This is a genomic window from Shewanella sp. Iso12 (assembly GCF_012030025.1).
Classification (GTDB): domain Bacteria; phylum Pseudomonadota; class Gammaproteobacteria; order Enterobacterales; family Shewanellaceae; genus Shewanella; species Shewanella algae.
Map to the genome: position 1 here is coordinate 19,803 of NZ_JAAUHW010000017.1, position 26,476 is coordinate 46,278.

At 50.5% G+C, this 26,476-nt stretch carries 23 protein-coding genes; 7 read left to right on the forward strand and 16 right to left on the reverse strand.

Translation table 11 applies throughout. The annotated features are described in order from the left end of the window. Positions 1 to 6: 6 nt before the first annotated feature. A complete protein-coding gene (gene mnmG / locus HCX89_RS20665; protein WP_167717232.1) occupies positions 7 to 1,896 on the reverse strand; it encodes a tRNA uridine-5-carboxymethylaminomethyl(34) synthesis enzyme MnmG in 1,890 nt (629 codons plus the stop codon). A 450-nt stretch (positions 1,897 to 2,346) separates the two neighbouring features. Beyond that, positions 2,347 to 2,787, reverse strand: coding sequence for an FMN-binding protein MioC (gene mioC / locus HCX89_RS20670; RefSeq protein WP_025011723.1), 441 nt, complete (start codon positions 2,785 to 2,787; stop codon positions 2,347 to 2,349). Positions 2,788 to 2,935: 148 nt separating this feature from the next. On the opposite strand from mioC, the gene HCX89_RS20675 reads away from it, so the two are divergent. Continuing rightward, a complete protein-coding gene (locus HCX89_RS20675; protein WP_025011722.1) occupies positions 2,936 to 3,787 on the forward strand; it encodes an endonuclease/exonuclease/phosphatase family protein in 852 nt (283 codons plus the stop codon). Positions 3,788 to 3,958: 171 nt separating this feature from the next. Here HCX89_RS20675 and HCX89_RS20680 read toward each other — a convergent pair whose 3' ends face one another. The 9 genes from HCX89_RS20680 to rpmH all read right to left on the reverse strand — a co-directional run bounded on the left by HCX89_RS20680 (position 3,959) and on the right by rpmH (position 10,575). Beyond that, entirely contained in the window at positions 3,959 to 4,522 is a 564-nt protein-coding gene (locus tag HCX89_RS20680) for an ATP-binding cassette domain-containing protein (protein ID WP_167717234.1), read from the reverse strand. A gap of 5 nt (positions 4,523 to 4,527) precedes the next feature. After that, positions 4,528 to 5,298 carry a hypothetical protein gene (locus HCX89_RS20685; RefSeq protein WP_167717236.1) on the reverse strand — a complete coding sequence of 257 codons (771 nt, stop codon included), beginning with the start codon at positions 5,296 to 5,298 and terminating at the stop codon, positions 4,528 to 4,530. An 81-nt stretch (positions 5,299 to 5,379) separates the two neighbouring features. Then, entirely contained in the window at positions 5,380 to 5,880 is a 501-nt protein-coding gene (locus tag HCX89_RS20690; protein ID WP_174840200.1) for a hypothetical protein, read from the reverse strand. Between the two features lie 475 nt (positions 5,881 to 6,355). Then, the gene (locus HCX89_RS23125; protein WP_109248811.1) at positions 6,356 to 6,436 is read right to left on the reverse strand and encodes a LuxR C-terminal-related transcriptional regulator; all 81 of its coding nucleotides are present in this window, start codon (positions 6,434 to 6,436) and stop codon (positions 6,356 to 6,358) included. Between the two features lie 334 nt (positions 6,437 to 6,770). Then, on the reverse strand, positions 6,771 to 8,132 hold the full coding sequence (mnmE, locus tag HCX89_RS20700) for a tRNA uridine-5-carboxymethylaminomethyl(34) synthesis GTPase MnmE (RefSeq protein ID WP_096142810.1): 1,362 nt from the start codon (positions 8,130 to 8,132) through the stop codon (positions 6,771 to 6,773). 80 nt (positions 8,133 to 8,212) lie between these two features. Next, positions 8,213 to 9,838, reverse strand: coding sequence for a membrane protein insertase YidC (gene yidC, locus HCX89_RS20705; protein WP_071237020.1), 1,626 nt, complete (start codon positions 9,836 to 9,838; stop codon positions 8,213 to 8,215). A 3-nt stretch (positions 9,839 to 9,841) separates the two neighbouring features. Further along, a complete protein-coding gene (gene yidD / locus HCX89_RS20710) occupies positions 9,842 to 10,096 on the reverse strand; it encodes a membrane protein insertion efficiency factor YidD (protein ID WP_081737191.1) in 255 nt (84 codons plus the stop codon). Then, complete coding sequence (rnpA, locus tag HCX89_RS20715; protein WP_167717237.1) at positions 10,063 to 10,419, reverse strand: ribonuclease P protein component; 357 nt, start codon at positions 10,417 to 10,419, stop codon at positions 10,063 to 10,065. The genes yidD and rnpA overlap by 34 nt, the downstream gene beginning before the upstream one ends. Before the next feature lie 18 nt (positions 10,420 to 10,437). Then, entirely contained in the window at positions 10,438 to 10,575 is a 138-nt protein-coding gene (gene rpmH / locus HCX89_RS20720; protein WP_011758135.1) for a 50S ribosomal protein L34, read from the reverse strand. A 440-nt stretch (positions 10,576 to 11,015) separates the two neighbouring features. On the opposite strand from rpmH, the gene dnaA reads away from it, so the two are divergent. From dnaA to HCX89_RS20745, 5 genes are all read left to right on the forward strand, one after another. Beyond that, the gene (dnaA, locus tag HCX89_RS20725; RefSeq protein ID WP_025011718.1) at positions 11,016 to 12,404 is read left to right on the forward strand and encodes a chromosomal replication initiator protein DnaA; all 1,389 of its coding nucleotides are present in this window, start codon (positions 11,016 to 11,018) and stop codon (positions 12,402 to 12,404) included. A gap of 15 nt (positions 12,405 to 12,419) precedes the next feature. Beyond that, positions 12,420 to 13,520: a DNA polymerase III subunit beta gene (gene dnaN, locus HCX89_RS20730; protein WP_025011717.1), complete on the forward strand. Its 1,101-nt coding sequence runs from the start codon at positions 12,420 to 12,422 to the stop codon at positions 13,518 to 13,520. Positions 13,521 to 13,539: 19 nt separating this feature from the next. Next, entirely contained in the window at positions 13,540 to 14,622 is a 1,083-nt protein-coding gene (gene recF, locus HCX89_RS20735) for a DNA replication/repair protein RecF (RefSeq protein ID WP_062793861.1), read from the forward strand. 16 nt (positions 14,623 to 14,638) lie between these two features. After that, positions 14,639 to 17,056, forward strand: coding sequence for a DNA topoisomerase (ATP-hydrolyzing) subunit B (gyrB, locus tag HCX89_RS20740; protein ID WP_028780939.1), 2,418 nt, complete (start codon positions 14,639 to 14,641; stop codon positions 17,054 to 17,056). Between the two features lie 133 nt (positions 17,057 to 17,189). Then, entirely contained in the window at positions 17,190 to 18,233 is a 1,044-nt protein-coding gene (locus HCX89_RS20745) for an HDOD domain-containing protein (RefSeq protein WP_099049580.1), read from the forward strand. Between the two features lie 54 nt (positions 18,234 to 18,287). Here HCX89_RS20745 and glyS read toward each other — a convergent pair whose 3' ends face one another. Together glyS and glyQ are read right to left on the reverse strand one after the other, a co-directional pair. Next, positions 18,288 to 20,357, reverse strand: coding sequence for a glycine--tRNA ligase subunit beta (gene glyS / locus HCX89_RS20750; protein WP_167717240.1), 2,070 nt, complete (start codon positions 20,355 to 20,357; stop codon positions 18,288 to 18,290). Positions 20,358 to 20,367: 10 nt separating this feature from the next. Continuing rightward, positions 20,368 to 21,273, reverse strand: coding sequence for a glycine--tRNA ligase subunit alpha (glyQ, locus tag HCX89_RS20755; RefSeq protein ID WP_028780936.1), 906 nt, complete (start codon positions 21,271 to 21,273; stop codon positions 20,368 to 20,370). Positions 21,274 to 21,382: 109 nt separating this feature from the next. Here glyQ and HCX89_RS20760 point away from each other — a divergent pair, with 109 nt between their 5' ends. Next, positions 21,383 to 21,946 (forward strand): DNA-3-methyladenine glycosylase I, encoded by a 564-nt coding sequence (locus tag HCX89_RS20760; RefSeq protein ID WP_044735603.1) that lies wholly within the window; start codon positions 21,383 to 21,385, stop codon positions 21,944 to 21,946. Between the two features lie 402 nt (positions 21,947 to 22,348). On the opposite strand, the gene HCX89_RS20765 is transcribed toward HCX89_RS20760, so the two are convergent. From HCX89_RS20765 to tusA, 3 genes are all read right to left on the reverse strand, one after another. Further along, on the reverse strand, positions 22,349 to 25,525 hold the full coding sequence (locus HCX89_RS20765; RefSeq protein WP_167717242.1) for an amidohydrolase family protein: 3,177 nt from the start codon (positions 25,523 to 25,525) through the stop codon (positions 22,349 to 22,351). Between the two features lie 100 nt (positions 25,526 to 25,625). Continuing rightward, entirely contained in the window at positions 25,626 to 26,096 is a 471-nt protein-coding gene (locus HCX89_RS20770; protein ID WP_167717244.1) for an MOSC domain-containing protein, read from the reverse strand. A 23-nt stretch (positions 26,097 to 26,119) separates the two neighbouring features. After that, positions 26,120 to 26,365 (reverse strand): sulfurtransferase TusA, encoded by a 246-nt coding sequence (tusA, locus tag HCX89_RS20775; RefSeq protein ID WP_054745266.1) that lies wholly within the window; start codon positions 26,363 to 26,365, stop codon positions 26,120 to 26,122. Positions 26,366 to 26,476: the final 111 nt, after the last annotated feature.

Here is a 26,476-nt window from a genome sequence, read left to right on the forward strand (position 1 = left end):
ACGGTATCAGGCCGAGCGGCGCAGTAATCCCCGTTTTTTCAGATGCACCAGCAAAATGGAGATGGCTGCCGGAGTTACCCCCGAGATCCTGGAAGCCTGGCCTATGGTTTCCGGTTTATGGGCATTGAGTTTGGCGATCACTTCATTGGACAAGCCCGGCACTTCGTTGTAATCGAGCTCCAGCGGCAGGCCGGTATTTTCGTTGCGCTGCGCTTTGGCGATCTCTTCCTGCTGGCGCTGAATATAACCGGCATATTTAACCTGGATCTGCACCTGTTCAGCGGCTTGACGATCCTCAAGACCCGGTCCAAAGCCTTCGATCCCCATAAGCTTGTCATAATCCAACTCAGGACGACGCAACAGCTCTTCAAACGAGGCTTCGCGAGATATTGGCGTATTGAGATGCGGATTCAGCGCTTCAACCAGAGGTGAATTCACATGGATCCATTGACTGCGCAGGCGTTGCAGCTCAGATTCAATCGCCTCAACCTTGGCAGAGAACTTGGCCCAGCGTTGATCGTCAACCAAGCCCAACTCGCGACCTTTCTCGGTCAGGCGCAGGTCAGCATTGTCTTCACGCAGCAGCAAGCGGTATTCAGCGCGACTGGTGAACATGCGATAGGGCTCTTTGGTGCCCAGAGTCGAGAGGTCGTCCACCAACACGCCAAGATAAGCCTGATCACGTCTAGGTGCCCAAGCGTCTTTACCTTGTACCTGTAAAGCTGCGTTCATGCCCGCCAGCAAACCTTGAGCCCCGGCCTCTTCATAACCTGTGGTGCCATTGATCTGACCGGCAAAGAACAGACCATCTATGGTTTTGGTTTCCAGCGAATTTTTCAGATCTCGGGGATCAAAATAATCATATTCGATGGCATAGCCAGGACGCATGATCTCGGCATTTTCCATCCCCTTGATCGAACGGACCAAGGCAATTTGTACATCGAATGGCAAACTGGTGGAGATACCATTGGGGTATAACTCATTGGTATTGAGCCCCTCGGGTTCAATAAAGATCTGGTGAGAACTCTTGTCGGCAAAGCGATGGATCTTGTCTTCAATCGATGGACAGTATCTCGGACCTATACCTTCGATAACCCCTGAATACATGGGGCTTCGATCCAAGCCACCACGAATGATTTCATGGGTTTTCTCATTGGTATGAGTGATATAGCAAGAAATTTGCTGTGGATGCTGACTCACATCTCCGATAAAAGACATCACGGGAAGAGGGTTGTCCCCCTGCTGTTCAGTCATCTGCTGGAAGTCGACGCTGCGGGCATCGATACGCGGTGGTGTACCTGTCTTAAGACGGCCAACCCGAATAGGCAACTCCCTGAGTCTGTGGGCCAGGACGATCGCCGGAGGATCACCGGCACGACCACCACTGTAGTTTTCCAGACCTATGTGGATCTTGCCACCAAGGAAAGTGCCGGCAGTCAACACTACGGCAGGAGCTTCAAAAGCCAGCCCCATTTGGGTGACAACCCCTATGACTCTGTTGTTTTCAACAACCAGATCGTCAACAGCCTGTTGAAAGATCCTTAAGTTAGGTTGGTTTTGTAATATCTGTTGGATCTTTTGCCGATACAATGCTCGATCCGCTTGGGCTCTGGTAGCTCTTACCGCTGGACCCTTACTAGAATTAAGGGTTCTGAATTGGATCCCGGCATAGTCAGTTGCTGTTGCCATGGCGCCACCCAAGGCATCTATCTCTTTAACCAAGTGCCCTTTACCTATACCCCCTATAGCCGGGTTACAGGACATCTGACCCAAAGTGTCAATATTGTGGGTCAGGAGTAGGGTATTGACACCCATTCTGGCAGCAGCCAATGCGGCTTCAGTTCCGGCATGACCACCACCTACAACAATTACATCAAACCGTTCATGAAAACGCATAGATTTACCTTTGGCTGGGTAAGGGATAAAAAAGGAATATCAGCCGATCATTTTAGCATCTGTAATGATGCAGGTGAATGCTCTATTTTGTGCTCTTGGATCGCAGGGGATCAGGCTTATAGATCTTAAGATCTTTATATAGATCTTCTTATTGTGTTTACTATTAGGATCGCACTTTGCTGTGGGTAAGGCTTATTGCTTATTTAAAACAACAGCTTAAATTAAAATAATCCTGTGATCTGTTGGCGATCTATCTCCATTAAAGCTGGGGATAGATCGCGATCTTATCCACAAGGTGGATCTGGGCGGTATCGAGGATCTGATTCATACAAAGATTGATCAGATCAAAATAAAGTATTATCCACAGAGTTATGTTTTTTAGACTTAATCTGTGGGTAAGTTAGATCTAAATTGTGAGTACTTGATGCTTTATTCAGGTTGAAAAGCATTTTATAACTCGGGCAGCCAGTCGTCGAGCCATGCCAATGCTGGATCTTCCGGTACGGGATCGTACTGAACATCGATCTGGATCTTATCCACATAGGGCTTGGCTCCCTTGGCGCTCAGTTGCTGAAGCAGCTTTTCCGGGCCTTGGCAGAAAGTGTCGTAACTCGAGTCGCCGATCGCACATAAAGCATACCGACAGTCCTGCAGGTTTTGGTTTGACTGGAGTAATTCCTGATAGAAGGGCTGCAAATTGTCCGGAAGATCGCCGGCCCCATGGGTGGAGGAAACGATCAACCAAAGGGCTTTGGGATCCAGTTGCTCCAACTGTGGGGTTAAGTACAGGCTTGTCTGGTGGCCGTTTTGTTCAAGCTTATTGATGAGTTCTTCGGCGACATATTCGGCTCCTCCCAAGGTGGTTCCGACTAATACTTCGACTTTCGCCATGATAATCCTCTCTGTATGTAGCGCCTGGCGCCTTGATTTAATCGGCCCATATTAATCCAATTTGCGGTGACAGACAGCCTTGGGTAACCTGAGTTTGAGCACTATTGCATTGATCCTGTTGTAGGCTTTTTCTGCGCTTGAGGCTGATATGAAACTGAAGTGGTTGCTGATCTTCCCGTTGCTTTCTTTGCTGGTGATACTCGGGGGATGGCATTGGTTGTTTACCGTACCGGCAAATGTTCAACTGCAATCTGATAGGGTTGATTCCAATACCGGCGCGGCCTGTATCCAAACGCCAACGGCAAAGGCGCTGGATAAGAATGGTGAGTTTGGCGTGTTGATCTGGAATATTCAGAAGCAGCAAAACGGCCTGTGGCGTTCTCGTCTCGATGATTTTACAACAGGCAGGCAGTTGGTGCTGCTGCAGGAAGCCAGTCTGGATCCCGGCATGTATCTTTATTTGAGTGCTGCGCAGTGGTTTTGGCGTTTCGCCAATGCTTTCAGTGTATTGGATACCCCGGCTGGAGTGATGAATCTGTCACGCAGCGCTCCCTTGAGCAGTTGTGGCTACCGTACTCTTGAGCCCTGGTTGCGGTTGCCCAAGACGGCCTTGGTTGCCGAATATCCTTTGTCTGATGGTACATTATTGACTGTGGTCAATGTCCATGGAATCAACTTCAGTGTCGGTATCGAAGAATATCGGCAGCAACTTAAGTCTTTGACTGAAGCCCTGGCTGAGGAAAGAGTAGTGGGGCCTATTATTCTGGCGGGTGATTTCAATACCTGGAGTGAGGAACGCAGTATGCTGCTGGCCGCCTTCGCTTCCTCTTTGGGATTGGATGAGGCTCATTTTGGCGAGGATAACAGGGTAAGAGTTCTGGGGTATCCTTTGGATCATCTCTTTTATCGAGGATTGAAACCCAAAGAGCTGTATGTGCCGGAAACAGAAGTGTCGGATCACAATCCTATGGTCGCCAGCTTTGTGATTGCCGAGCGCTAGGCCCTAAGGAAGGTGCGAACAAGTCCCATGCGTGCTCTGCGTCGGCTTACGGGCATGGATGCAAGGCGTGGTTCGCAGCAAATGGCCTTAGTCCTTTGTAAGAAGCACAACACAGCAGGCAGGCCTGTAAGCCACGCCCTTCGGGGCTTACACAGCAACCGGCTCTCTGCGTTATCCGACTTTGACAGGCCCCGGCATGCCTTCAGTCAGATGCCTTGAACGCCAATTGCTGTGTAAGCCAGAGTACCGCGAGGACTTATTCGCACCTTCCCTAAGTAACTCATGTTTCCCTGACATCTGCTCCTCCAAAAAAGGGCCTGCGACCGAAGTCGCGGAAGTCAGCATTCCTAACGGAGGGCCCTGATAGATTATCTTTCCGCCATGTTTTCCGGCTCCCGGGCCCATTTCTATTACGTGGTCGGCATTGGCTATCATCTCAAGATTATGCTCGACGATTATCACTGTTTTTCCTTGATCTGCGAGTAAGGTAAACAGTTCGAGCAGGCGCTCGACATCGGCCATATGCAGACCGGAGGTGGGTTCATCAAAGACATAAATGCCTCCGCTTCGTTCCAGTTCTGCTGCCAGTTTGAGTCTCTGCTTTTCACCTCCGGATAAAGTGGACAGCCGCTGACCTATCTGTATGTAGCCGAGTCCTACCTGAATCAGGCGTGTCAGTGCATTTACTATTTTCGTCTGGTGCTTGAATACCTGCAGAACCTCTTGAGGGCGCATGTTCATTATCTGAACGATAGATTTTCCAGCGACTCGAATGGTGCTGGCTTCCCCGCTGTATCCCGAACCTTGGCAGGTTTCACACATAGACTCAATAGTTTCAAGAAACGCAAGATCTGTGCGTACAACACCTCGTCCTTTACATGCAGGGCAAGCCCCGGCTGCATTGTTCCTGAATAGGCCGACAGCTTTGCCACTCTGCCTGGCGAAATGGCGACGGATATCGTCCAGGATACCGAGATAGCTGGCAGGGTTGAACGGGAGGATGCGCGAAGTTCGTCTTGAGCAATCACCACCACGTCTGCATAAAGGCGGGGCAATATCCTATTGGCTAACGTTGATTTCCCCGAGCTGGCGACACCGGCAACCACAGTTACGACCCCGAGGGGAATATCGACCGACAGATCATGAACATTGAACATAGACTGATGCTCAAGCTTGAGCCAACCTGAGTTTTTACGCTGTGATACTCTTGGAGAACTTTTTCGGCGCAAGCCTTGGCCTGTCATGGTATCTGCTTGTTTGAGCCCTATAAAAGGGCCTTGATAAACTACCTGACCACCCGCTTCTCCGGCACCAGGGCCCATATCGATAACATGATCGGCAATGGCAATTACATCTGGGTCATGTTCAACTATGAGGACACAATTTCCCTTATTCCGCAGGCGAGTGAGTAAATCGGCGAGTTGACGGACATCGCGGGCATGCAGCCCAATGCTGGGTTCATCAAAGATATATGCAATATCGCTGAGACTACTGCCAAGATGGCGGATCATCTTGATCCGTGAGACTCACCATCTGACAGGCCTGATGTCTCTATTCAAATTAAATTTGTTGTTTGGATGTAGGTACGTCTGCTACTGATATTCTGCCTTCCACAAAGTCAAAGGTTCGGCAGAGCAGCATTGCCAGAATTTCTTCTCCACCAAGTCACTTGCCGCGGCTGCATCCCGTTCCTCAAACAAGCGCCAATTTTCCTCTGCAGATTTCAGGGCATACTGTCTCAAGTAACCTGTGACTCTTTCGAAATCGGATGGCTCGAGAAGAAATATGCTGCCATCCCTGTAAGACTCCCAAGGTACCTGATCTTTAGGTTGTCGTTGATGATTCTGGAAGAGCGCCTCGCTGTAGATGCTGGCCGAACCACCCGCAGACACACAGTCGTCCCAACGTTGGCAGCGAAAGAAATACTCGTCCTCAGTCTCGGCAGTGCCTGTTAGTTCTCGATAGGGGCAAGCTCGTTCCCAAGCCTTATCAATATTGGTTTCGGCCACACCTTGGCGCGCCAGTTCAATCTCATGGGTTTTGGGGAACCTGTCCATCAGCAATTGCGCCGGTTCGCCACTCTCGTTTGCCATCAAAATGGAGGGAGTTCCTATAAGGAACATACAGAGTGTAACGCTGGCGCAAGTTGAATTTGAAATCGATGGCATCAAGTGAAATGACATTCTACCTCCCTGAAGAACTAAGTTATTTATCCAGAAACAGGAATAGGCCATTTATAACTATGGCCTTTATCTTTACTTGTGCTGGTTACTTACGAGCACTGGCCTTTGAAGCCGTCTCGTTGTAAGCATTCAAGCCACCAGCCTTGGCAGTGCTCTGCCTCACGGTTTGTTGATTTGGCTGCAATGGCAATTAGAGCTATACCAAGTCGTACCGTGACCGTGAAATTTTCGTGGTATATAGCTTCAACCCCTTGAAGCTATTGATAGTCATTTAGCGGTTATTATTAGATCAATCCTTCGATGACTCAATTGCCCCTGAGAATAAATATTACTTAGGCATAACACCCTGAAGGATTAATTCATTAGTATGATGACATCATATTAATCAATTATTTAAGGTTATTTTTTGGTAAATATGTAGGAGATGCATTTTCACTGTGTTCGGTGAAATTTTCAGTTTGGCGATTTAGGTGAAAGTAATCAATGAAGCTAGCTGAACGCTTGGTTCGATTCTCAAATCTATGCTTCTGAGATTGCCACTCAACCAGTCGTTTACTCTTAATGGTTTCGGCGAGAAGCATATGTTCTTTATTGTGTTGGCGCTGGGTAGGTGTTTGGGGGGCGTCGTGATTTTTTATATTTAGACTCCACTTGGGCCCCAATCAGTGCGAGTAGCATGTCATGGAGCCCAAATGGGGACTAGATTTGGCAATTAATGGAAACGGATATAAATAAAAATTCCAATAAAATTAGTGCGTTGTATACAATTATTTGCTGTTGCTTTCCGTTATTTGTCCACTTTACTTGCCGATACAGAAGCTGGAAAAAATTCTTCCCAGCAGATCGTCCGAGGTGAATTGGCCGGTGATTTCGGCCAGAGCCTGTTGAGTCATGCGCAGTTCTTCGGCCAGCAGCTCACCTGCCTGATAGACTTCCAGCTGTACTTTGCCCTGCTGCAGATGTTCACCGGCGACTTCCAAGGCTTCCAGGTGACGGCGACGGGCGATAAAACCGCCTTCCAGGTTACTTTGATAGCCCATCAGGTTCTTGAGGTGCTGTTTCAGCGCATCGACCCCGAGCCCGGTTTTGGCTGAGATCCTAAAGACGTCATAGCCTTTCTCTTCGCTGGGACTCAGTGACTCACCGGTCAGATCCGCCTTATTACGTACCACAGTGACGCCGAGGTTTTCCGGCAGGCGATCAATAAAGTCCGGCCAGATTTCATGGGGATCAATCGCTTGGGTTTCTGTGCCATCTACCATAAACAGCACTCTGTCGGCGGTGGCGATTTCGGCCCAGGCTCTTTCTATCCCTATCTGTTCCACTGTGTCAGTGGTGTCGCGCAGGCCGGCTGTGTCTATGACATGCAGTGGCATGCCATCCAAGTGGATATGCTCCCGCAATACATCCCTTGTGGTGCCGGCTATTTCGGTGACAATCGCCGACTCTTTTCCCGCCAGGGCGTTGAGCAGACTGGACTTACCGGCGTTGGGGCGGCCGGCTATCACTACTTTCATCCCTTCGCGGATGATGGCGCCCTGTTTGGCACTGGCCTGTACCAAGTCCAGTTTATCTATGATGCGATAAAGGGCATTGGCAATCTTACCGTCGGAGAGGAAATCCACCTCTTCATCGGGAAAGTCGATGGCGGCCTCGACATAAAGACGCAGATTGGTAACCTGTTCCACCAACTCATGCACTTCGCGGGAAAACTCGCCCTGAAGTGATTGCAGCGCGCTCTTGGCGGCCTGTTCACTGGTGGCATCGATAAGATCGGCAATCGCTTCTGCCTGGGTCAGATCCAGCTTGTCATTCATAAAGGCCTGTTCGCTGAACTCCCCAGGGCGTGCCAAGCGGATCCCCTCGACTTCGAGGACTCGCTTAATCAGCATGTCCATGACGATTTGACCACCATGGCCCTGAAGTTCCAGTACGTCTTCACCGGTAAAAGAATTCGGGCCTTTGAAAAACAGGGCGATCCCCTGATCCAGCACTTCTCCATGACTTCCCTTGAAATCACAGTAATCGGCATATCTTGGCTTGGGCTGGTGGCCCAGCAATGCCTGTGCAACGGCTTGGGCCTTGGGCCCCGAGACTCTGACTATGCCTACACCACCGCGGCCTGGAGCGGTGGCCTGTGCCACGATAGTATCTGTTGTCACTGCATTAACCCTTGAAAACGTATTTATAAAAGCAAAAGGCGACCCTTAGGCCGCCTTTGATCATTTGACCCGAAATCGGCTTATTTTAAGCCTTTTTTCTCCAGGCCGGCATAGATAATCTTCTGCTGGATAATGGCAACTATGTTACCCACCAACCAGTAGAGTACCAGACCGGATGGGAACCAGAGGAAGAACACGGTAAAGATTACCGGCATCCATTGCATCATCTTCTGCTGCATAGGATCCATGGTCGGTGCCATTGGCTGCATTTTTTGCATCAGGAACATGGAAACACCCATCAGCAGCGGCAGAATGTAGTAAGGATCCTGTACCGACAGATCGTCAATCCACAGCATGAACGGCGCATGACGCAGTTCAACACCTTCCATCAGTACCCAGTAAAGGGCAATAAAGATAGGCATTTGCAGCAAGATAGGCAGACAGCCACCCATAGGGTTCACTTTTTCCTTCTTGTACAACTCCATCATGGCCTGGCCCATCTTCTGGCGATCATCACCGAATTTGTCCTTCAGCTCCTGCAGTTTGGGTTGCAGGTTACGCATTTTGGCCATGGAGGTGTATTGCGCCTTGGTCAGCGGGAACAGAATACCGCGCACCGTCAGGGTGATCAGTATGATGGCCAAGCCCCAGTTACCCACTATTGACTGGAAGAACATCAGCAGCTTGTAGATAGGTACAGCCAGCCACCAGAGGAAGCCATAATCCACAACCAGGTTAAGGGTATCAGACAGCTCGGACAGGGCGGCTTGATCCTTTGGACCTACGTAGAAGTCGGCGCTCAGGGTCATTTCAGTGCCCGGGGCTACTGTCTTTGGCTCACCCAGGTAGCCAATGTTGGCGGTTCCTGAGCTCTCTCTGGTGAATATGGTGTTGGTTTCATTCTTTGGTGGAACCCAGGCTGACACAAAGTAGTGTTGCAGCATGGCGGCCCAGCCACCTTTGGTTTCCTTCTCCAGATCCTTTTCCTGGATATCGTCAAACTTGTACTTCTCGTAGCGGATATCGGCAGTTGAGAAGGCGGCACCACGATAGGTAGGCATCATCATGCTGCTGTCTGAAGGTTTGATGGTCTGTTTAATCTGACCGTACATCTGAACCTGCAGCGGCTCAGAAGTGGTGTTGTCAATTTTGTATTCAACTCCCACGGCAAACTGGCCTTTGTGGAAGGTGTAGATCTTGGTGTACTTGGCGCCGTTTGCTGCGGTGTAACTCAAAGGAACTGACAGTGTATCCTGGCCATCGGCAAGGGTGAATTCCTTGGCACTGGCAGAATAGGTGGCACGGCTATTGACACTGTCAGTACCGCCGGTGCCCATCAGGCCACTCTGGGCTATGTAAACAAAACCGGGTTTCTGTTCCAACAGGACAAACGGTTCATCTTTGTTCAGTTCCAGTTTGTGAGAAACCAGAGCAGCATGCACTATGTCACCACCGACAGGGTTGATCAGTACATCCAGTTGATCTGTGGTGACCCTGATAAGATCTTTGGACGCCACGGCCGTTTCTCCTGGCATGCCTGATTTGGCAACCGGAACGTCAGCGCTGTGAGTTGTCTCTTGAACGGAAGTGGCAACTGTATTTTCAGTTACAGCGGGTTTGGGTGCTTTATCGGTTTGCCACTGTTGCCACAGCAAGAAGCTGACAAACAGCAGACCGATAAGCAGTAAATTGCGTTGAGATTCCATAGCCTATTTATTACACCTGTCATTTTTAGGGGGGACGGGATCACTGCCGCCCGGATGTAAAGGGTGACATTTTAATATGCGTTTGATTGCAAACCAACTCCCTTTAATCGTTCCGTGCACTCGCACAGCTTCTATGGCGTAGTGAGAGCAGGTTGGATTAAAGCGACAGCGAGGCCCCAGCAGTGGGCTGATAAGGAGTTGATAGGCTCTGATAGCCTTGATTATCAGCCATTGAAACGGCGACTGAGTTTGCGCCATAACTTTTCTACCAGCTTTCTGAGCTGTTCATTATCCATATCCAGCACACCGCCGCGAACCAGCACCACTATGTCCAGTGGAGGTAAATCATGTTGATTAAGGCGGAAGCTATCTCGGATCACCCGCTTGATGCGATTGCGTTGATTGGCTCTCTTTACATGGCGTTTGGCCACAGTAAGTCCAAGACGCGGATGTTGCATCTCATTGGGTACAGCAAGCAGGGTTATTTCAGCTGAGGAGGCTTTAATGGGGTTGATAAATACAGTTTTGAATTGCGCGGGAGTTAGCAAGCGTAACTCCCGCGTAAAGGTGTAACGAGTCACCTAGTTGTCTACTCGCAATTAAGCAGACAGACGAGCGCGACCTTTGGCACGGCGACGAGCCAGTACCTTACGGCCGTTCGCTGTAGCCATACGAGCGCGGAAGCCGTGAGAACGCTTGCGCTTCAGGTTGCTAGGTTGAAAAGTACGTTTACTCATGATGGCAATCCGTCTTTGTTAGTGAATTTACCTTATCTCTCGTACGAGGTAAGGGCAAAAAAGAGGCCGAATTGTAATCACTTTAGTCAGAGCAGTCAACACGCGTAGCCCTTCTCAAGGTAATTTATCTCGGCATTTTCGCGATCTGTAGAGCAGAGTTCACCACAGGATGTGGATAACTCTGTGTACGGACACTACATCTTGTGGATCCATTGATCTCTTGGCAGATCGGCGGTCGCTGATTATAGATCAGGGTGGATCGCTTTATAAAGCGGGATTTTAACCGCTTCACCAAATAGTGGATCTTGGTGGATCGATCCGGATCCGGTGGATCTGATGATTGGGATCCGGCTGGGGATAATTACACTTAAAGGATAGCGATTATTCAGATCTCACTATAGAATACCCTCCTTTCGAGGCGATCTTTTGGGGATAAGTAAGTGGCGGTTTCACTTTGGCAACAATGTATCGGACGACTGCAAGATGAGCTTTCTGCTCAACAATTCAGTATGTGGATCAGACCGTTACAGGCCGAAATGGATGGGGATACCCTGGTGATCTATGCACCAAACCGGTTCGTGCTTGATTGGGTTCGGGATAAATATCTCAACATTATCAATCAGTTTTTTACTGAGCATTTGGGCAATGATGCGCCAAAACTCAGGTTTGATATAGGTAGTCGTCCGTCGGCCAAGCCCCAGGTTCAGACCCCAACTGCGACCAAGGCCTCTGTCAGTGCTCCCAAGAGTGCGGCCGGTAAAGGTGCAACCTTTAATACTGCCGCAGAACCAGCCGTAAACCACAGCTATCGCAGCAATATTAACCCCACTTACCAATTCGACAACTTTGTTGAAGGTAAGTCCAACCAACTGGGTAAGGCGGCCGCATTGCAGGTGGCTGAAAACCCGGGAGGTGCCTATAACCCTCTGTTTCTATATGGCGGTACCGGTTTGGGTAAGACTCACCTACTGCACGCCGTAGGCAACGGCATTATCAAGAATAATCCTAACGCCAAAGTGGTTTATATGCACTCAGAGCGTTTTGTGCAGGACATGGTCAAGGCGTTGCAAAACAATGCCATCGAAGACTTCAAGCGTTACTATCGCAGTGTTGATGCTCTGTTTATCGATGACATTCAGTTTTTTGCCAATAAAGACAGATCCCAGGAAGAGTTTTTCCACACCTTTAATGCCTTGCTTGAAGGCAATCACCAGATCATTTTGACATCGGATCGTTATCCGAAAGAGATCGACGGTGTGGAAGATCGGCTCAAGTCGCGCTTTGGCTGGGGTCTTACCGTGGCCATCGAGCCGCCTGAGCTGGAAACCCGGGTCGCCATTTTGATGCGCAAGGCGCAGGAGAGTGGGATCAACTTGCCGGATGAAGTGGCCTTCTTCATCGCCAAGCGCTTACGCTCCAACGTGCGTGAACTGGAAGGGGCATTGAACCGGGTTATCGCTAATGCCAACTTTACCGGTCGGCCAATAACCATTGATTTTGTGCGCGAAGCCTTGCGTGACCTCTTGGCTCTGCAGGAAAAATTAGTCACTATAGACAACATTCAGAAAACAGTGGCTGAATACTACAAGATCAAGATGGCCGATATGCTGTCCAAGCGCCGTTCCCGCAGTGTGGCGAGACCGAGGCAGATGGCCATGGCGTTATCTAAAGAATTAACCAATCAGAGCTTACCTGAGATAGGGGATGCTTTTGGTGGTCGTGACCATACAACTGTGTTGCATGCCTGCCGCAAGATTGCACAGCTGCGGGAAGAGAGTCACGACATTAAAGAAGATTATGCCAACTTGATTAGAACCTTATCTTCTTAATCAGGGAACAGGACCATGAAATTTTCGATCGATAGGGATGCCCTATTAAAGCCGCTCCAGTTGGTCAGTGGCGCGGTGGAAAGACGCCATAACTTGCCTATTCTGGCAAACCTCCTGGTGGAAGTAAGTAATCACTCACTCAAGATGACGGGTACAGATCTTGAGGTGGAACTGGTCGGCAGTGCCGAGGTCAGTGGCGAAGTGCAGGAAGGTCGCACCACAGTGCCGGCCAAGAAACTGCTCGATATCGTCAAGTCACTGCCTGAGCAGAGCGAAATCAAAATCGAACAGCAGGAAAACAAGTGGCTGCTTCGCAGCGGTCGCAGCCGTTTCTCGTTGGCGACGCTACCGGCGGAAGAATACCCCAATGTCGAGAGTTTCCAGCCCGCCATCGAATTTAACCTCAAGCAGGGCACACTCAAGTCACTGATAGACGCCACTCAGTTTTCCATGGCCAACCAGGATGTGCGTTACTATCTCAACGGTTTGCTGCTGGAAACCGAGGGTAATGTACTGCGCGCCATTGCAACAGACGGCCACCGCTTGGCTCTGAGTCACAGAGAAATAGCAGCCTCTTTGCCGGAAAATCAGGTGATCGTGCCTCGTAAAGGGGTGATGGAGCTGGCTCGCCTACTGGACAGTGAAGATCAGGATATCCATATTGCCATTGGTGATAACGCCATTCGTGCTACCACCGCCAGCGCCGTGTTCACCAGTAAGCTGGTGGATGGCCGCTTCCCGGATTATCGCCGGGTATTGCCCAAAGGCGGCGACAAGATAGTGCTGGCCAGTCGCAATCAGCTTAAGCAAGCACTATTGCGGGCTTCTATCCTGTCCAATGAGAAATTCCGTGGTGTCAGGGTGCAGCTGGAAAATGCGCTGCTCAAGATCACCGCCAATAACCCGGAGCAGGAAGAAGCCGAAGAGATAATCGATGTGGATTACGCCGGTCAGCCGCTCGAAATCGGCTTCAACGTCTCTTATCTGCTGGATGTGCTCAATGGTCTCAAGGCCGATGAAGTCAGGATTACCCTCAGTGATGGTAACTCCAGTGCCTTGATTGAAAACCACGTCGAGGAAGACTCCATGTACGTGGTGATGCCGATGCGCCTCTAGGGGCGACTTTGGGCCATAAATGAGTCTAACTCGTCTCAATATTCAAGCTTTTCGTAATATCGATTCAGCCCAACTGCTCCCCGGCACTGGGCTGAATCTTATTTACGGCCAAAATGGCAGTGGCAAAACCAGTGTCCTGGAGGCGATTTACTTTCTGGGGATGGGGCGCTCGTTTCGCAGTCATCTGTCTCAGAGGGTGATCAATAACCAACAGGATCAGTTGACCCTGTTTGCCAATTTGAGCCTGCCCTCCGGTGACAGTAAGTTGGGGCTGCGGCGGTTTCGCAGCGGCGAAACCGAGGTCAGAATGGATGGCGAGAAGATAAAGCGCCTGTCTGTGCTGGCCGACACCCTGCCTATTCAGGTAATAACCCCAGAGAGCTTTTCGCTGTTGTTTGAAGGCCCCAAGGCCAGGCGCCAGTTTATCGATTGGGGCGCGTTTCATTGCGATCCCCAGTTTTATCAGGCCTGGGTCAATGTAAGGCGGATCCTCAAGCAACGTAATCAATTACTTAAGGATGGTGCAGCCTACCAGCAAATCGCATACTGGGACCGGGATTTTATCCGTTATACCGAGTTGGTCACCGAGATACGAAAGGCATATGTAGACTCGTTAAATGAGCTACTTAAGGGTATAATCGGGGAGTTTTTACCACAGGTTGATATCAAGGTTTCCTTTACCCGTGGTTGGGATAGTAAAACTGAGTTTTCGACCCTGTTACAGGCGTCTTATTCCCGGGATCTATCCATGGGGCACACCGTCAGTGGCCCCCATAAAGCCGACTTGAGACTCAGAGTGGGTAATCTACCCGCTCAGGATGCTTTGTCCCGTGGTCAGCTGAAGTTGTTGGTGTGTGCACTGCGAATAGCACAAGGAAAGTTGCTTAAACAACAAATAGATAAGAATAGTATCTATCTGGTCGACGATCTGCCGTCAGAGTTGGATGCGAAACACAGGAAGTTATTGCTGCGGCAGTTGAGCGAAACCGGGGCGCAAGTGTTTGTCACTGCGATTGACCCGGCAGCAATATCAGATTCATTAAGCACGCCCCCAAGCCGGATTTTTCAGGTGGAACAGGGGCGGGTAACGGTCATTGAATAACCGATGAGAGAATAATATGTCAGAGAACAGTTACGATTCTTCGAGTATCAAGGTCCTTAAGGGCCTTGATGCGGTACGTAAAAGACCTGGGATGTATATTGGTGATACCGACGATGGCACGGGTCTGCATCACATGGTATTCGAAGTCGTCGATAACTCTATCGATGAAGCTTTGGCGGGCCACTGCAGTGACATAGTGATCACCATCCATGTTGATGGCTCTGTATCTGTCAAAGATGATGGTCGTGGTATTCCGGTTGCCATTCACCCTGAAGAAGGGGTATCGGCTGCCCAGGTTATTATGACAGTGCTGCACGCCGGCGGTAAGTTCGACGACAACTCCTATAAAGTTTCCGGTGGTTTGCACGGTGTGGGTGTGTCAGTGGTTAACGCCCTGTCGGAAAAGCTGCAGTTGACCATTCGCCGCGATGGCAAGGTTTATGAGCAGTTCTACAAGCATGGTGAGCCGCAAGAGCCTATCAAGGAAATCGGTGAAGCAACCAAGACAGGTACTGAAATTCGTTTCTGGCCCAGCCATGAAACCTTTACTGATACCGAGTTTCATTATGAGCTGTTGGCCAAACGTATTCGCGAGCTTTCATTCCTGAACTCAGGCGTGGGTATCCGTCTTATTGACGAGCGCGACAACAAAGATGAGTTTTTCCACTATGAGGGTGGTATCAAGGCCTTCGTAGAGTACCTGAACCGTAACAAGACTCCGGTGAATAAGGATGTATTCCACTTCTCCCAAGAGCGGGAAGATGGCATCACTGTTGAAGTGGCCATGCAGTGGAACGACGGTTTCCAGGAAAGCATTTTCTGTTTTACCAACAACATTCCCCAGCGTGATGGTGGTACTCACCTGGCAGGTTTCCGGGCGGCATTGACCCGTAACCTGAACAACTACATGGAGAATGAGGGCTTTAACAAGAAGGGCAAGACTAACGCCACAGGTGATGATGCCCGTGAAGGCCTGACCGCAGTGGTTTCTGTGAAGGTTCCGGATCCCAAGTTCAGCTCCCAAACCAAAGACAAGCTGGTTTCCAGTGAGGTCAAAGGTGCCGTGGAACAGACCATGGGTGAGAAGCTGAATGACTATCTGCTGGAAAACCCAGCCGATGCCAAGATGATTGTTGGCAAGATTATCGACGCTGCCCGCGCCCGTGAAGCGGCCCGTAAAGCCCGCGAGATGACCCGTCGTAAAGGTGCCCTGGATTTGGGTGGTTTACCGGGTAAATTGGCGGACTGTCAGGAAAAAGACCCTGGTCTTTCTGAAATCTACATAGTGGAGGGTGATTCGGCCGGCGGTAGTGCCAAACAGGGCCGAAACAGAAAGAACCAGGCTATTTTGCCACTCAAGGGTAAAATTCTTAACGTAGAGAAGGCCCGCTTCGACAAGATGCTGTCTTCTCAGGAAGTGGCGACTCTTATCACTGCCCTTGGCTGCGGTATCGGCCGTGATGAATATGATCCGGAAAAAACCCGTTACCACTACATCATCATCATGACGGATGCTGACGTCGACGGCTCGCACATTCGTACGCTGCTGTTGACCTTCTTCTTCCGTCAGATGCCTGAGCTGATCGAGCGTGGCTTTGTTTATATTGCCCAGCCTCCTTTGTTCAAAGTGAAAAAAGGCAAGCAGGAGCAGTATCTGAAAGATGAGCCGGCATTGACTGAATACTTGACCACTCAGGCTCTTGATGGCGGCTGCATCTATCCGTCCAAGGATGCACCGGCCATGTCTGGTGAAGGCCTGGAGCGTCTGGTTAATCAGTATCGCGAAGTGGAAGCCATCATTGAGCGCTTGGAAAAGCGTTACCCAACCAATGTGACCAACCGCATGCTGTATCGTCCACGGGTGACTGCCGAAATGCTGGCCGATGAGGCCGCTATGACCACTTGGTGCAAAGGCCTGCTGCAGGATCTTGAAGATGAAGAGAATGGCGGCGTTATCTACAAGATGGAAACTGTGCTGGATCCAGAGCGTAAGGTGTATCTGCCGCAGCTCATTGTGCGCAAACACGGTATAGATACCCATTATCTGTTTGGTTATGACTTCTTCCATTCCAGCGATTATGAGCGTATCGCCAAGCTGGGTGAGCAGATCTGTGATCTGATTGAAGACGGCGGCTATGTTAAACGCGGTGAGCGGGTCAAAGAGGTCAGCAGTTTTGTTGAAGCACTTGACTGGCTGATAGCTGAGTCCAAGCGCGGCCTTTATATTCAGCGCTATAAAGGACTGGGTGAAATGAACCCCGAGCAGCTATGGGAAACTACCATGGATCCCGAGAGTCGTCGCATGTTGCAGGTCACCATTGAAGATGCGATTGCCGCCGATCAGCTGTTTACCACTCTGATGGGCGATCAGGTTGAGCCAAGACGCGACTTTATTGAAGCCAACGCCCTCAACGTGGCTAACCTCGACGTTTAATCAAACAGCTTGTTATCTTTAAAAGGAAGGCCTCAGGCCTTCCTTTTTTATTGGGTGTTTACCGCGTTAACTTTAGGAAATAGCGATTATACTGAACCATCTGGGGTGGAATAATTGCGCAGGAAATCAAGTGATAGGAATCTTCAGGAAACTGTTTAATGTCAGGGAAAACGTTGAAGTAGAGCGACCAAAAAGCTTCAACGAAGCCCCGCCCAATATCCAGCATGAGCAGCAAGCATTGAGCCGCTCGCGGGAGACTGAGGCTGACGAGCTGGTGGCTGCCGTCGATGCTACTGCACTGTTTTACAGTTTACTGTTCTCCGTCAGCAGCCAGAATAGCGGTGGCGTTGCCAATAAACTCGAAAAGCGAGTCATGAGCGACATTGAGCAGGCACTGGCCTCACCGCAGCAGATTGCCGATTCTGTACTGCAGATCCCTGGTCGTATACTGGAGCTGGACAACAAACTCAGCGATCCAGAATTTGATAGTCAGGATATAGTGGTACTGATTCAGCAAGATCCCGTATTGAGTGCCGAGGTGATCCGCATCTGTAACTCGGCGGCTTTTCGCCGCAGCGAGCGGCAGATAACCAGTCTCCAGCAGGCTCTGGTTCAACTGGGCAGCAACAGACTAAGACGGATAGTGACTACCTGCATGATGAAAGAGATGATAGATATCAAACCCATCTACTTTCGCCGTTTTGGGGCCCATTTGTGGCGCCATTCACTACAGGTGGCTTTCCTGGCCGGAGAACTGGAAACCGAAGAACCGGATACAGCTTTTATGGTGGGGCTGCTGCACGATGTCGGCAAGATAGCCATCTTCAAGCTGTTGCTCGATGCTTTCAATCAGGCCGACCCTGGCGAGCAGCCCAAGTCCTGGCTGTTCCGTCAGGTGATGACGGCGCGCTCCTTGTCATTGAGTAGCCTGCTGGTGAGTTGCTGGCAGTTACCCAAGGCATTTGAGATTGTACTGCAACCTCTGGCCAATGTCGGTGCCAAGCCGGAAAATCGTTTAAGCCAGCTGATTTGGCAAGCCAATCTGATCAGTGAATGCTCTATGCTGGTGGAAGAGGATAAGTTGCCCCCGGAATTGCTGGATGCCTTGTTGAAGGAAGCCAATATCAGCCGGGAAATGTTTGAACAGTGGCATCAGAAACTGCTTGAAATAAAATGAAAAAACGCGCCTTTCGGCGCGTTTTTTAGCTGTTTGGCATCACTGCAACTGGCATCACTGCAACAGTGATATATCGGCCACTCGCAGGAACTGATTCCGCAGCTGGTTCAGCAGTGCCAGACGATTGCGGCGCAGCGCCTCATCGTCGGCCATTACCATCACATCTTCAAAGAAGGTATCTACCGGCTCTTTCAGCGTCGATAGCAGGGTCAATCCTTGTTGATATTCCCCTTTGGCAAACAAGGGATCAAGTTGTGGCTGAAGTGAGCTCAGAACTTGATTCAGGGCCTTCTCAGCATCTTCCTGCAGCAGGGTAGTATCGACTTCGCTTGGTAATTCACCTTCAACCTTGGCGAGAATATTGGAAACCCGCTTGTTGGCTGCGGCCAGAGAGGCGGCTTGCTCCAGGCTGCGGAAATGGCTGACGGCCTGGATACGGCTGTCAAAGTCGGCCGGACGAGTCGGCCGACGGGCCAGAACCGCCAGAATCACATCGGTACTGATGCCTTTATCCTGATACCAGGCGCGGAAACGGCCCATCAGGAATTCCAGCACCTCTTCGGCGCAGTTCTGATTGCTGAGGTTGCTGCCGTGAGCCTTGATGGCGCAGCCAATCAGTTCGACCAGATCCAGTGGCAGTTTGTTCTCAACAATGATCCTCAGTACACCTATGGCCGCGCGGCGCAGGGCAAAGGGGTCGGCAGCGCCTTTAGGAGCCTGGCCGATACCGAATATCCCGCTCAGGGTATCCAGCTTCTCTGCCAGTGCAACGGCGCAGGATACCGGCGCTGTAGGCACAGTATCACCGGAGAACTTGGGCTTGTACTGTTCTTCCAATGCCAGTGCAACGGCTTCGGTTTCCCCTTCGAGGCGCGCGTAATGCATACCCATGGTGCCTTGGGTGTCGGTAAATTCCATAACCATATTGGTCATCAAATCGGCCTTGGACAACAGACCGGCCCGCTTGGCATCGGCTTGGTTGGCATCGATTTTGGCCGCAATGGCTTCGGCCACACAGGAGATGCGCTCCACTCTGTCTTTAAGGGTGCCCAATTGCTTCTGGAATACCACGGTTTCCAGGCTGGCAATGCGGGACTCGAGTGATTGCTTTTTATCTGTGTTAAAGAAGAATTCGGCATCGGCCAGGCGAGGGCGGACAACTTTCTCATTTCCGGCAATGATTTGCGCCGGATCTTTGGACTCAATATTGGTCACAAAGATGAAGTTGGGCATCAGCTTATTGTTGCCATCAAATACCGGGAAGTATTTCTGATCGCCTTTCATTGTGTAGACCAGAGCCTCGGCGGGCACCTGCAAAAACTTCTCTTCGAAAGCCGCTGTCAGTACCACAGGCCATTCAACCAAGGAGGCGACTTCTTCAAGCAGTTCGTCGGCGATATCGGCACGGCCACCCAACTCGGCAGCGGCTTTTTCGGCGTCTGTCTTGATGATATCCATTCTGGCCTGATAGTCGGCAATCACCTTGCCGCGCTCTTTCAAGCTGCTGAGGTAGTTGTCGGCATGATCCAGCTCGAAGCTGGCTTCGCCCATAAAGCGGTGACCACGAATGGTACGTGCCGAGGTGACACCCAACAGCTCACCGGCAACCAGCTTGTCACCCAACAACATGGTAACTGTATGCACGGGGCGAATAAATTGAGTCTTGTTGCTGCCCCAGCGCATAGGCTTGGGGATAGGCAGCTTGTCCAGGGCGCGCTGGGCCATGGCCGGGATCAGGCTTTCAGTGGTCACACCTTCAACCTTGGCGCGGTGCAGCAGCCATTCCCCCTTGTCTGTCACCAGACGCTCGGCTTCGGCAACGCTGATACCATTGCCGCGGGCCCAGCCTTCGGCGGCCTTGGTTGGCTTGCCGTCGGCATCAAAGGCCGAGCTGACCGCTGGGCCTCTTTTCTCAACCACTTTATCCTGTTGTGCCAGGGCCAGTTGCTCTATGTAGAGCGCCAAACGGCGCGGAGCGGCATACCAGTGTGCCTTGCTATAGCTGAGTTCGGCCTTGTCCAGCTCTTCGCAGAAGTTGTTTACAAAAGACTCTGCCAGAGTGCGCAAAGCTTTTGGTGGCAGCTCTTCGGTACCTATCTCTATGAGTAAGTTGTCAAAATTCATTAGTTCTACCTCATTTGCACATTGGGAAGCCCAGGGCTTCACGCGCCTGGTAATAAGCTTCGGCTACCGCCTTGGCCATGGTGCGCACCCGCAGGATGTAGCGCTGACGCTCGGTCACAGAGATGGCGTGACGGGCATCGAGCAGGTTGAAGGCGTGTGAGGCCTTCATCACTTGCTCATAAGCGGGCAGAGGCAGAGGTTTTTCCAGTGAAAGCAGGTGCTGACAGGTCTTTTCGCACTGATCGAACAGACCGAACAGGAAGTCGACATCGGCATGTTCAAAGTTGTAGGTCGACTGCTCCACTTCGTTTTGGTGGAACACGTCACCATAGGTGATCCTTCCCATTGGGCCGTCGGTCCAAACCAGATCATAGACGCTGTCTACGCCCTGAATATACATGGCAAGACGTTCTAGACCATAGGTGATTTCGCCGGTTACCGGGCTACATTCGAGGCCACCAACCTGTTGGAAATAGGTGAACTGGCTGACTTCCATACCGTTGAGCCAAACTTCCCAGCCCAGGCCCCAAGCACCCAGGGTAGGTGATTCCCAGTTGTCTTCAACGAAACGGATATCATGGATACTTGGGTCTACACCCAGGGCCTGCAGTGAGCCCAGGTACAACTCCTGAATATTATCCGGTGAAGGTTTCAATACGACCTGAAACTGATAGTAGTGCTGAAGACGGTTGGGGTTTTCACCATAGCGGCCGTCGGTAGGGCGGCGCGATGGTTGGACATACGCGCTGCTCATCGGCTCTGGGCCCAATGAACGCAAAAAGGTTTGTGGATGGAAGGTGCCGGCACCGACCTCCATGTCCAGGGGTTGAACTATGGCGCAACCTTGCTGCGCCCAGTATTCTTGCAGGGTTAAGATAAAACCCTGGAATGTCTTCACGTCGTGTTTCGTCGTCATATCTACTGCTGTCAGCTATTAATAGAAAATGGTTTCGATTATACCTTGTCGATATAGGCTTATGTAGGTTATTTTTTATCGGATTTAACGATTTAAGGGATTTTGAGTAATGGATATAGTTCGTTGTGGCTGGGTGACCGATGATCCTCTCTATCAGGAATATCACGATAAGGTATGGGGAAGGCCGGTTTACGATGCCAAAGAACTGTTTGCCAAGCTCTGTCTCGATGGTCAGCAGGCTGGTTTGTCTTGGCTGACCATACTCAAAAAGCAGGCTAACTATGAACGAGCCTTTGCCGGGTTTGATCCCCAAGTCATTGCCGGGTTCGACCAAGCCAAGATAGAGGAATTGCTACAAGACCCAGGGATAGTGCGCAATCGAGCCAAGGTGAATTCCATAGTTCGAAACGCCAAGGCATATCTGGCATTTGTGGAACAAGGTAATGATTTTTCAGAATTTCTTTGGGGTTTTGTCGGCGGGATACCCAAAGTGAATCGCTTTGAAACCCTGACTCAGGTTCCTGCTCAGACACCCGAGTCGGAGGCTATGTCCAAGGCGCTGAAAAAACTGGGGTTTAACTTCTGTGGCCCGACGATTTGCTATGCCTTTATGCAGGCTGTAGGCATGGTCAACGATCATCTGTTGGATTGCTGTTGTTATCCCCATGATTAAATTTTCCCGGCGTCGCCGTTTTTTGCTGCTACTGTTCAGTTCTGGTCCGGGGCCTGGGCCCTTTGCGACGATAATCTATCTGCCATTGTGCATGCTATTCTGGATGTTTATCGCATTTGCCTTGGGTCGATTATTGACGCTTAGTGATGGCGTTAGTGTGTTTATTGGAGCGCTATTTACATTGCCAACTCTGGCGCTGGTGAACTTGTGGGCCGTTCGGGTGGGTGATACTTTACTGCGACTCAGTTTTGGCAAACAAGCCATCACACCTACACTCATCCGTTTCCTGTTGCCGGCGCTTGTGAGTTACCTACTGTTATCTTTGGCACTGCTACTGCTTATAAAATAAAAGGATGTTCCACGTGGAACATCCTTCCGTATTTACGTCGGGCGTAATCTTTTTTAAATCTCTTCAAAGAAGAAGGGCTGGCGCTGCTTCTTATCACCATTGAGTTGATTCATGGTTTCGGCATCATAGAGTTTGCCATTGACCATAGTATGAGTGACCCTGTCTGTGACCCTAATATCCTCTAGTGGGTTCCCGTCGATAACAATAAGGTCGGCTAATTTGCCCGGCGTTATCGAACCAAGTTGATGGTCCATAGCGAAGGTCTTGGCGGGATAAAGCGTCGCTGTCTTCAGCACTTCCATATTGCTCATACCGCCCTGGGCAAACATCCACATCTCCCAATGAGCAGCCAAGCCTTCGCGTTGACCATGGGCACCAATGTTGGGATGAATCCCCAATTGATTCACCTCATTGGCGACTCTAGCGACATTGAAGTGGTTGTAATGTTCATCCGGTGCAGTAGGCCTTCTCATGGAGCGAGCCCGCAACAGATCGGCTGGAACATATTTTGACAATCGTGGATGAGCCCAGACATCAGTCTTGTCGTACCAATAGTTTTCACCCGAAATGCCACCATAGGCCACTACCAGGGTGGGGGTGTAACCAACTTGGGTTTGGTTCCAGAACTGCTTAATGTCGTCGTAGATTGCTGCAGCCGGCAGGGAGTGTTCCACTGTGGTGTGGCCATCGGCAATCATGGTGAGATTATGCTGCAGCAGGCTTCCTCCCTCTGGAACCACCATCATCTCCAGTTCTCTAGCCGCGGCTATGACTTGTTGACGCTGATTGCGTCTGGGTTGGTTATAGCTCTTGACGCTGAAAGCGCCGACTTTTTTAAGTCGTTCGAGGTGGAATTTGGCATCATCCAATGAGTCTATGTGGCTGGTGTAGCCAGGTAAGTTGGCACCATAGAGTATGGTGCCGGTAGAGAAGATCCGCGGACCAACAATCTTTCCGGCTTTTTGTTGCTCGCTGGCAGCAAAAATTTCTGTAGTGTCATTGGAGGGATCATGGATGCTGGTAACCCCCAAGGCCAAGCCGGCATATAGCTGCCAGTTCTGCTGGGGGATGATTTCGTTTTCTCCTTGAGCGCCATGGGCATGGGCGTCAAACAGACCCGGCATCAGTGTCTTACCTGAGATATCCACTAGCATGGCATCATCCGGAATAGCCATGCCGGCTTCACCCACGGCTTGGATATGGTTATCTTTCACCAACACCACACCCTTATCTATGACCCTATCATTGTCCATTGTGATGATCTTACCGCCGACGAAAGCGATTGTTCCACGTGGAACATCCATCTCTGTCTGAAAACCAATCTCAGTAACTTGGACCTTGTCCTTAGCATTCTTCTCTCGATAGTCGTTATCCAGGCTCACTTGATAGAGTTCTGGGCCAAGGGTCCAATAGAGTTGATCGCTGTTGGCGCCCCAACTGATACTCTCACCGGCGCGGGTACTGAGCTGTGTTACCGGTAAATTAGTCGCCTTAGGCCCGATATCAACGGTTTCACCATGCTTGGCGAATGGGGTGACCCAAACCCGGAAACGCTCGGCAAACGCGAGCTGTTTACCATCGGGAGATACCCTGAATTCTGTGGCGTGTTTGCTGGAGTAGTGTACCCGTTTATCGAAACCACTAAGTGATATCGAGGCTAGCTGCGGCGTTTCACCACTCTCCATAAAGTAGACTCTGTCATTGTCGGCACCAAACTGTGGTTGGAAGCCCTGAGCTGAGAGTTTCTTTAGTTCTTTACCATTGCTGTCAACCAAGTAGAGGCCGGGATCCTGACTCCAGGTTTTTGGGGTAATATAGCCGCCGGCAATTTTACGAAACACCACCTGTTTGCCATCGGGAGAGAAGGTTGGCTCGATATATTTCCCCGGCTCTTGGGTAAGTGTTGTGGTTTTTCCTCCTCGGGCACTGATGGTTCTAACGCTGCCTTGTTGCTGATCATTCCATGTGGTAAACACCACTCGCTTACCGTCACGGGACCATTGAGGGAATAACTCTTCCAACTGTTCATCCAAACGGGTCAGGCGTTTCGGTTTGCCGTCCGGCAGCTGTTTTATCCAGATTTTTCCTAGAGCTTCGTAGATGACTTTGGTTCCATCTGGCGACACCTGAGCCATGCGCAGCATTTTGACATCCAGTTGTTGCTGATCTATATCCTGCTTAAAGCGCACCGCCGGTTGCACAGCAAGCTCTGTGGTGACATTGAATGGGATCTCTGCCGTTTGCTTGGAAGCCAATTCGAGTTTGTGGATTTTGCCTTTTGCCCAGAAATAGATCTCTGCACTATCTGGACTCCAGGCCATAGTGGGATAGACACCGTGTATCGCCCAGGTTTCCTGCATGTCTCTGTCAAGGTTGCCATAGAGCTTTTGCTCTTTACCGGAAGCCAGATCCAACAGGTATAAGGTTGACTGAAAACCGTCGCGTTTGATATAGGCCAACTGTTTACCATCCGGGCTCGGAGTAGGCCTGATAGCACCACCTGTGCCTTCGATAAGCACTTCGATATCCCCGGTTTGGGTATCGTAGCGCTTTATCTTGTATATGCCTTTGACCGAGTCTTTGGAGTAGTGAAAGGTCTTGCCTGGGGTGGCATCTTGGCTGAAGTAGATATATCGGCCGTCAGGGGAATAGGCGGGTTCACCCAAATCTTTCTGATCATTTGGCCGCTCGGTGAGTTTAACTCCTTCGCCACCGGCAATATGATAAAGCCAGACTTCCCCGGCTCCTAGACTGCGACTGGCTGTGAAGTGCTTTCGCGCCACCAGATACTGGGAGTCTGGGCTCCAGGCCGGGCTGTTGAGTAGGCGGAATGTTTCATTGGTTACCGGACGCGGATTACTGCCGTCAGCATTCATTACCCAGATGTTGTCGCCGCCATCTTGATCCGATGTAAAGGCAATGTATTTTCCATCTGGGCTGTAGACAGGTTGCATCTGCCAGGCTATGCCTTGTGCCAGAGGTTTGGCTTCGCCGCCCTGAGCGGGAATTCTGTAGATGTCACCCAGCAGATCAAAAACCAGATATTTGCCATCCGGACTCAGGCTCAGATTCATCCAGGTACCTTCAGATACCTGAATTTTGGCTTGTTCAAGAGGAGCGTTCAGCGGGGCATTGACATCCCACTTGGGGGCTTGATCGTCACTGAATGCCGAAGCTGAAAAGAGCAATGAAACAGCTGTGTACAGAGGGGTTAGTTTAGGTCTCAACATGACAGCGGCCTTATTTTAGTTATCGGTTACCGACTGTCTGTTATCTCACAAATTTGTTAACAGTAAAACCTCAATACTGTATCAATTGGTTTTCCATGTTTTATAAGTCTAAGTTGCGATTTAGCCAGCTATCGAGTAACTGAGCCGGGTCTTGAGGCCTGATTTTCCCCGGATTGATCACTTTGGCGGTACAGCCACCACGCCAACCAGGCATTAATGCTGCTTCCAACCCAGGGTGTGCTTGCTCCATTTTGCCGCAAGGGTCAGTTTCTCCGGTAAGTTCAAGTACCAGTTGCTCACCAATCTTCAGGTATTTACCCACCAACTCAGGTGCAAACTCCAGACCATCCAGCAGCAAGTTGGCTCTGCGGCTCGTCCAGGGAAGCTCTGTCTGCAATTGAGCACAGGCTTGTTGCCACTGTTGTTGAGACAACAGCGTCACCTGACGCTTTCCCGGTTTACCGAAAACGTCGCCCTCTACACCCTGGGCCAAACTGACTTCGGCATAAGGCAATAAATCCATCGGGGCATTTCTTTGCTTTTTATGGGCGATAGCGAGTAGGGTAATCATAGGTTCCTTCCTGATGGAGTTAATTAGAGACCCTTCTTAATCAAATATTGATAAGGCAGGCTATCCGTTTGGCTGGCCACCAAGGTGTGGTCCATAAACTGGCAAAAGCTGGGAATATCTCTAGTGGTAGCCGGATCATCGGCGATGATGAGTAGCGTTTCTCCTTCGGCCATATGACGGACTTTTTTACGAACCATCATGACAGGTTCCGGACACCTCAAACCTAAAGCATCCAGTTGATGTTGGGCACTGGCGAAGACCTGACTCATATAACCTCTTACAACGAGAACAACAGAAGTGGCTAATATTACTCCAAGGCAGCGGTCAAACCAAGTTGGCAGCTATTTTTTGTGCTCTACCGCATTGTTCCACGTGGAACA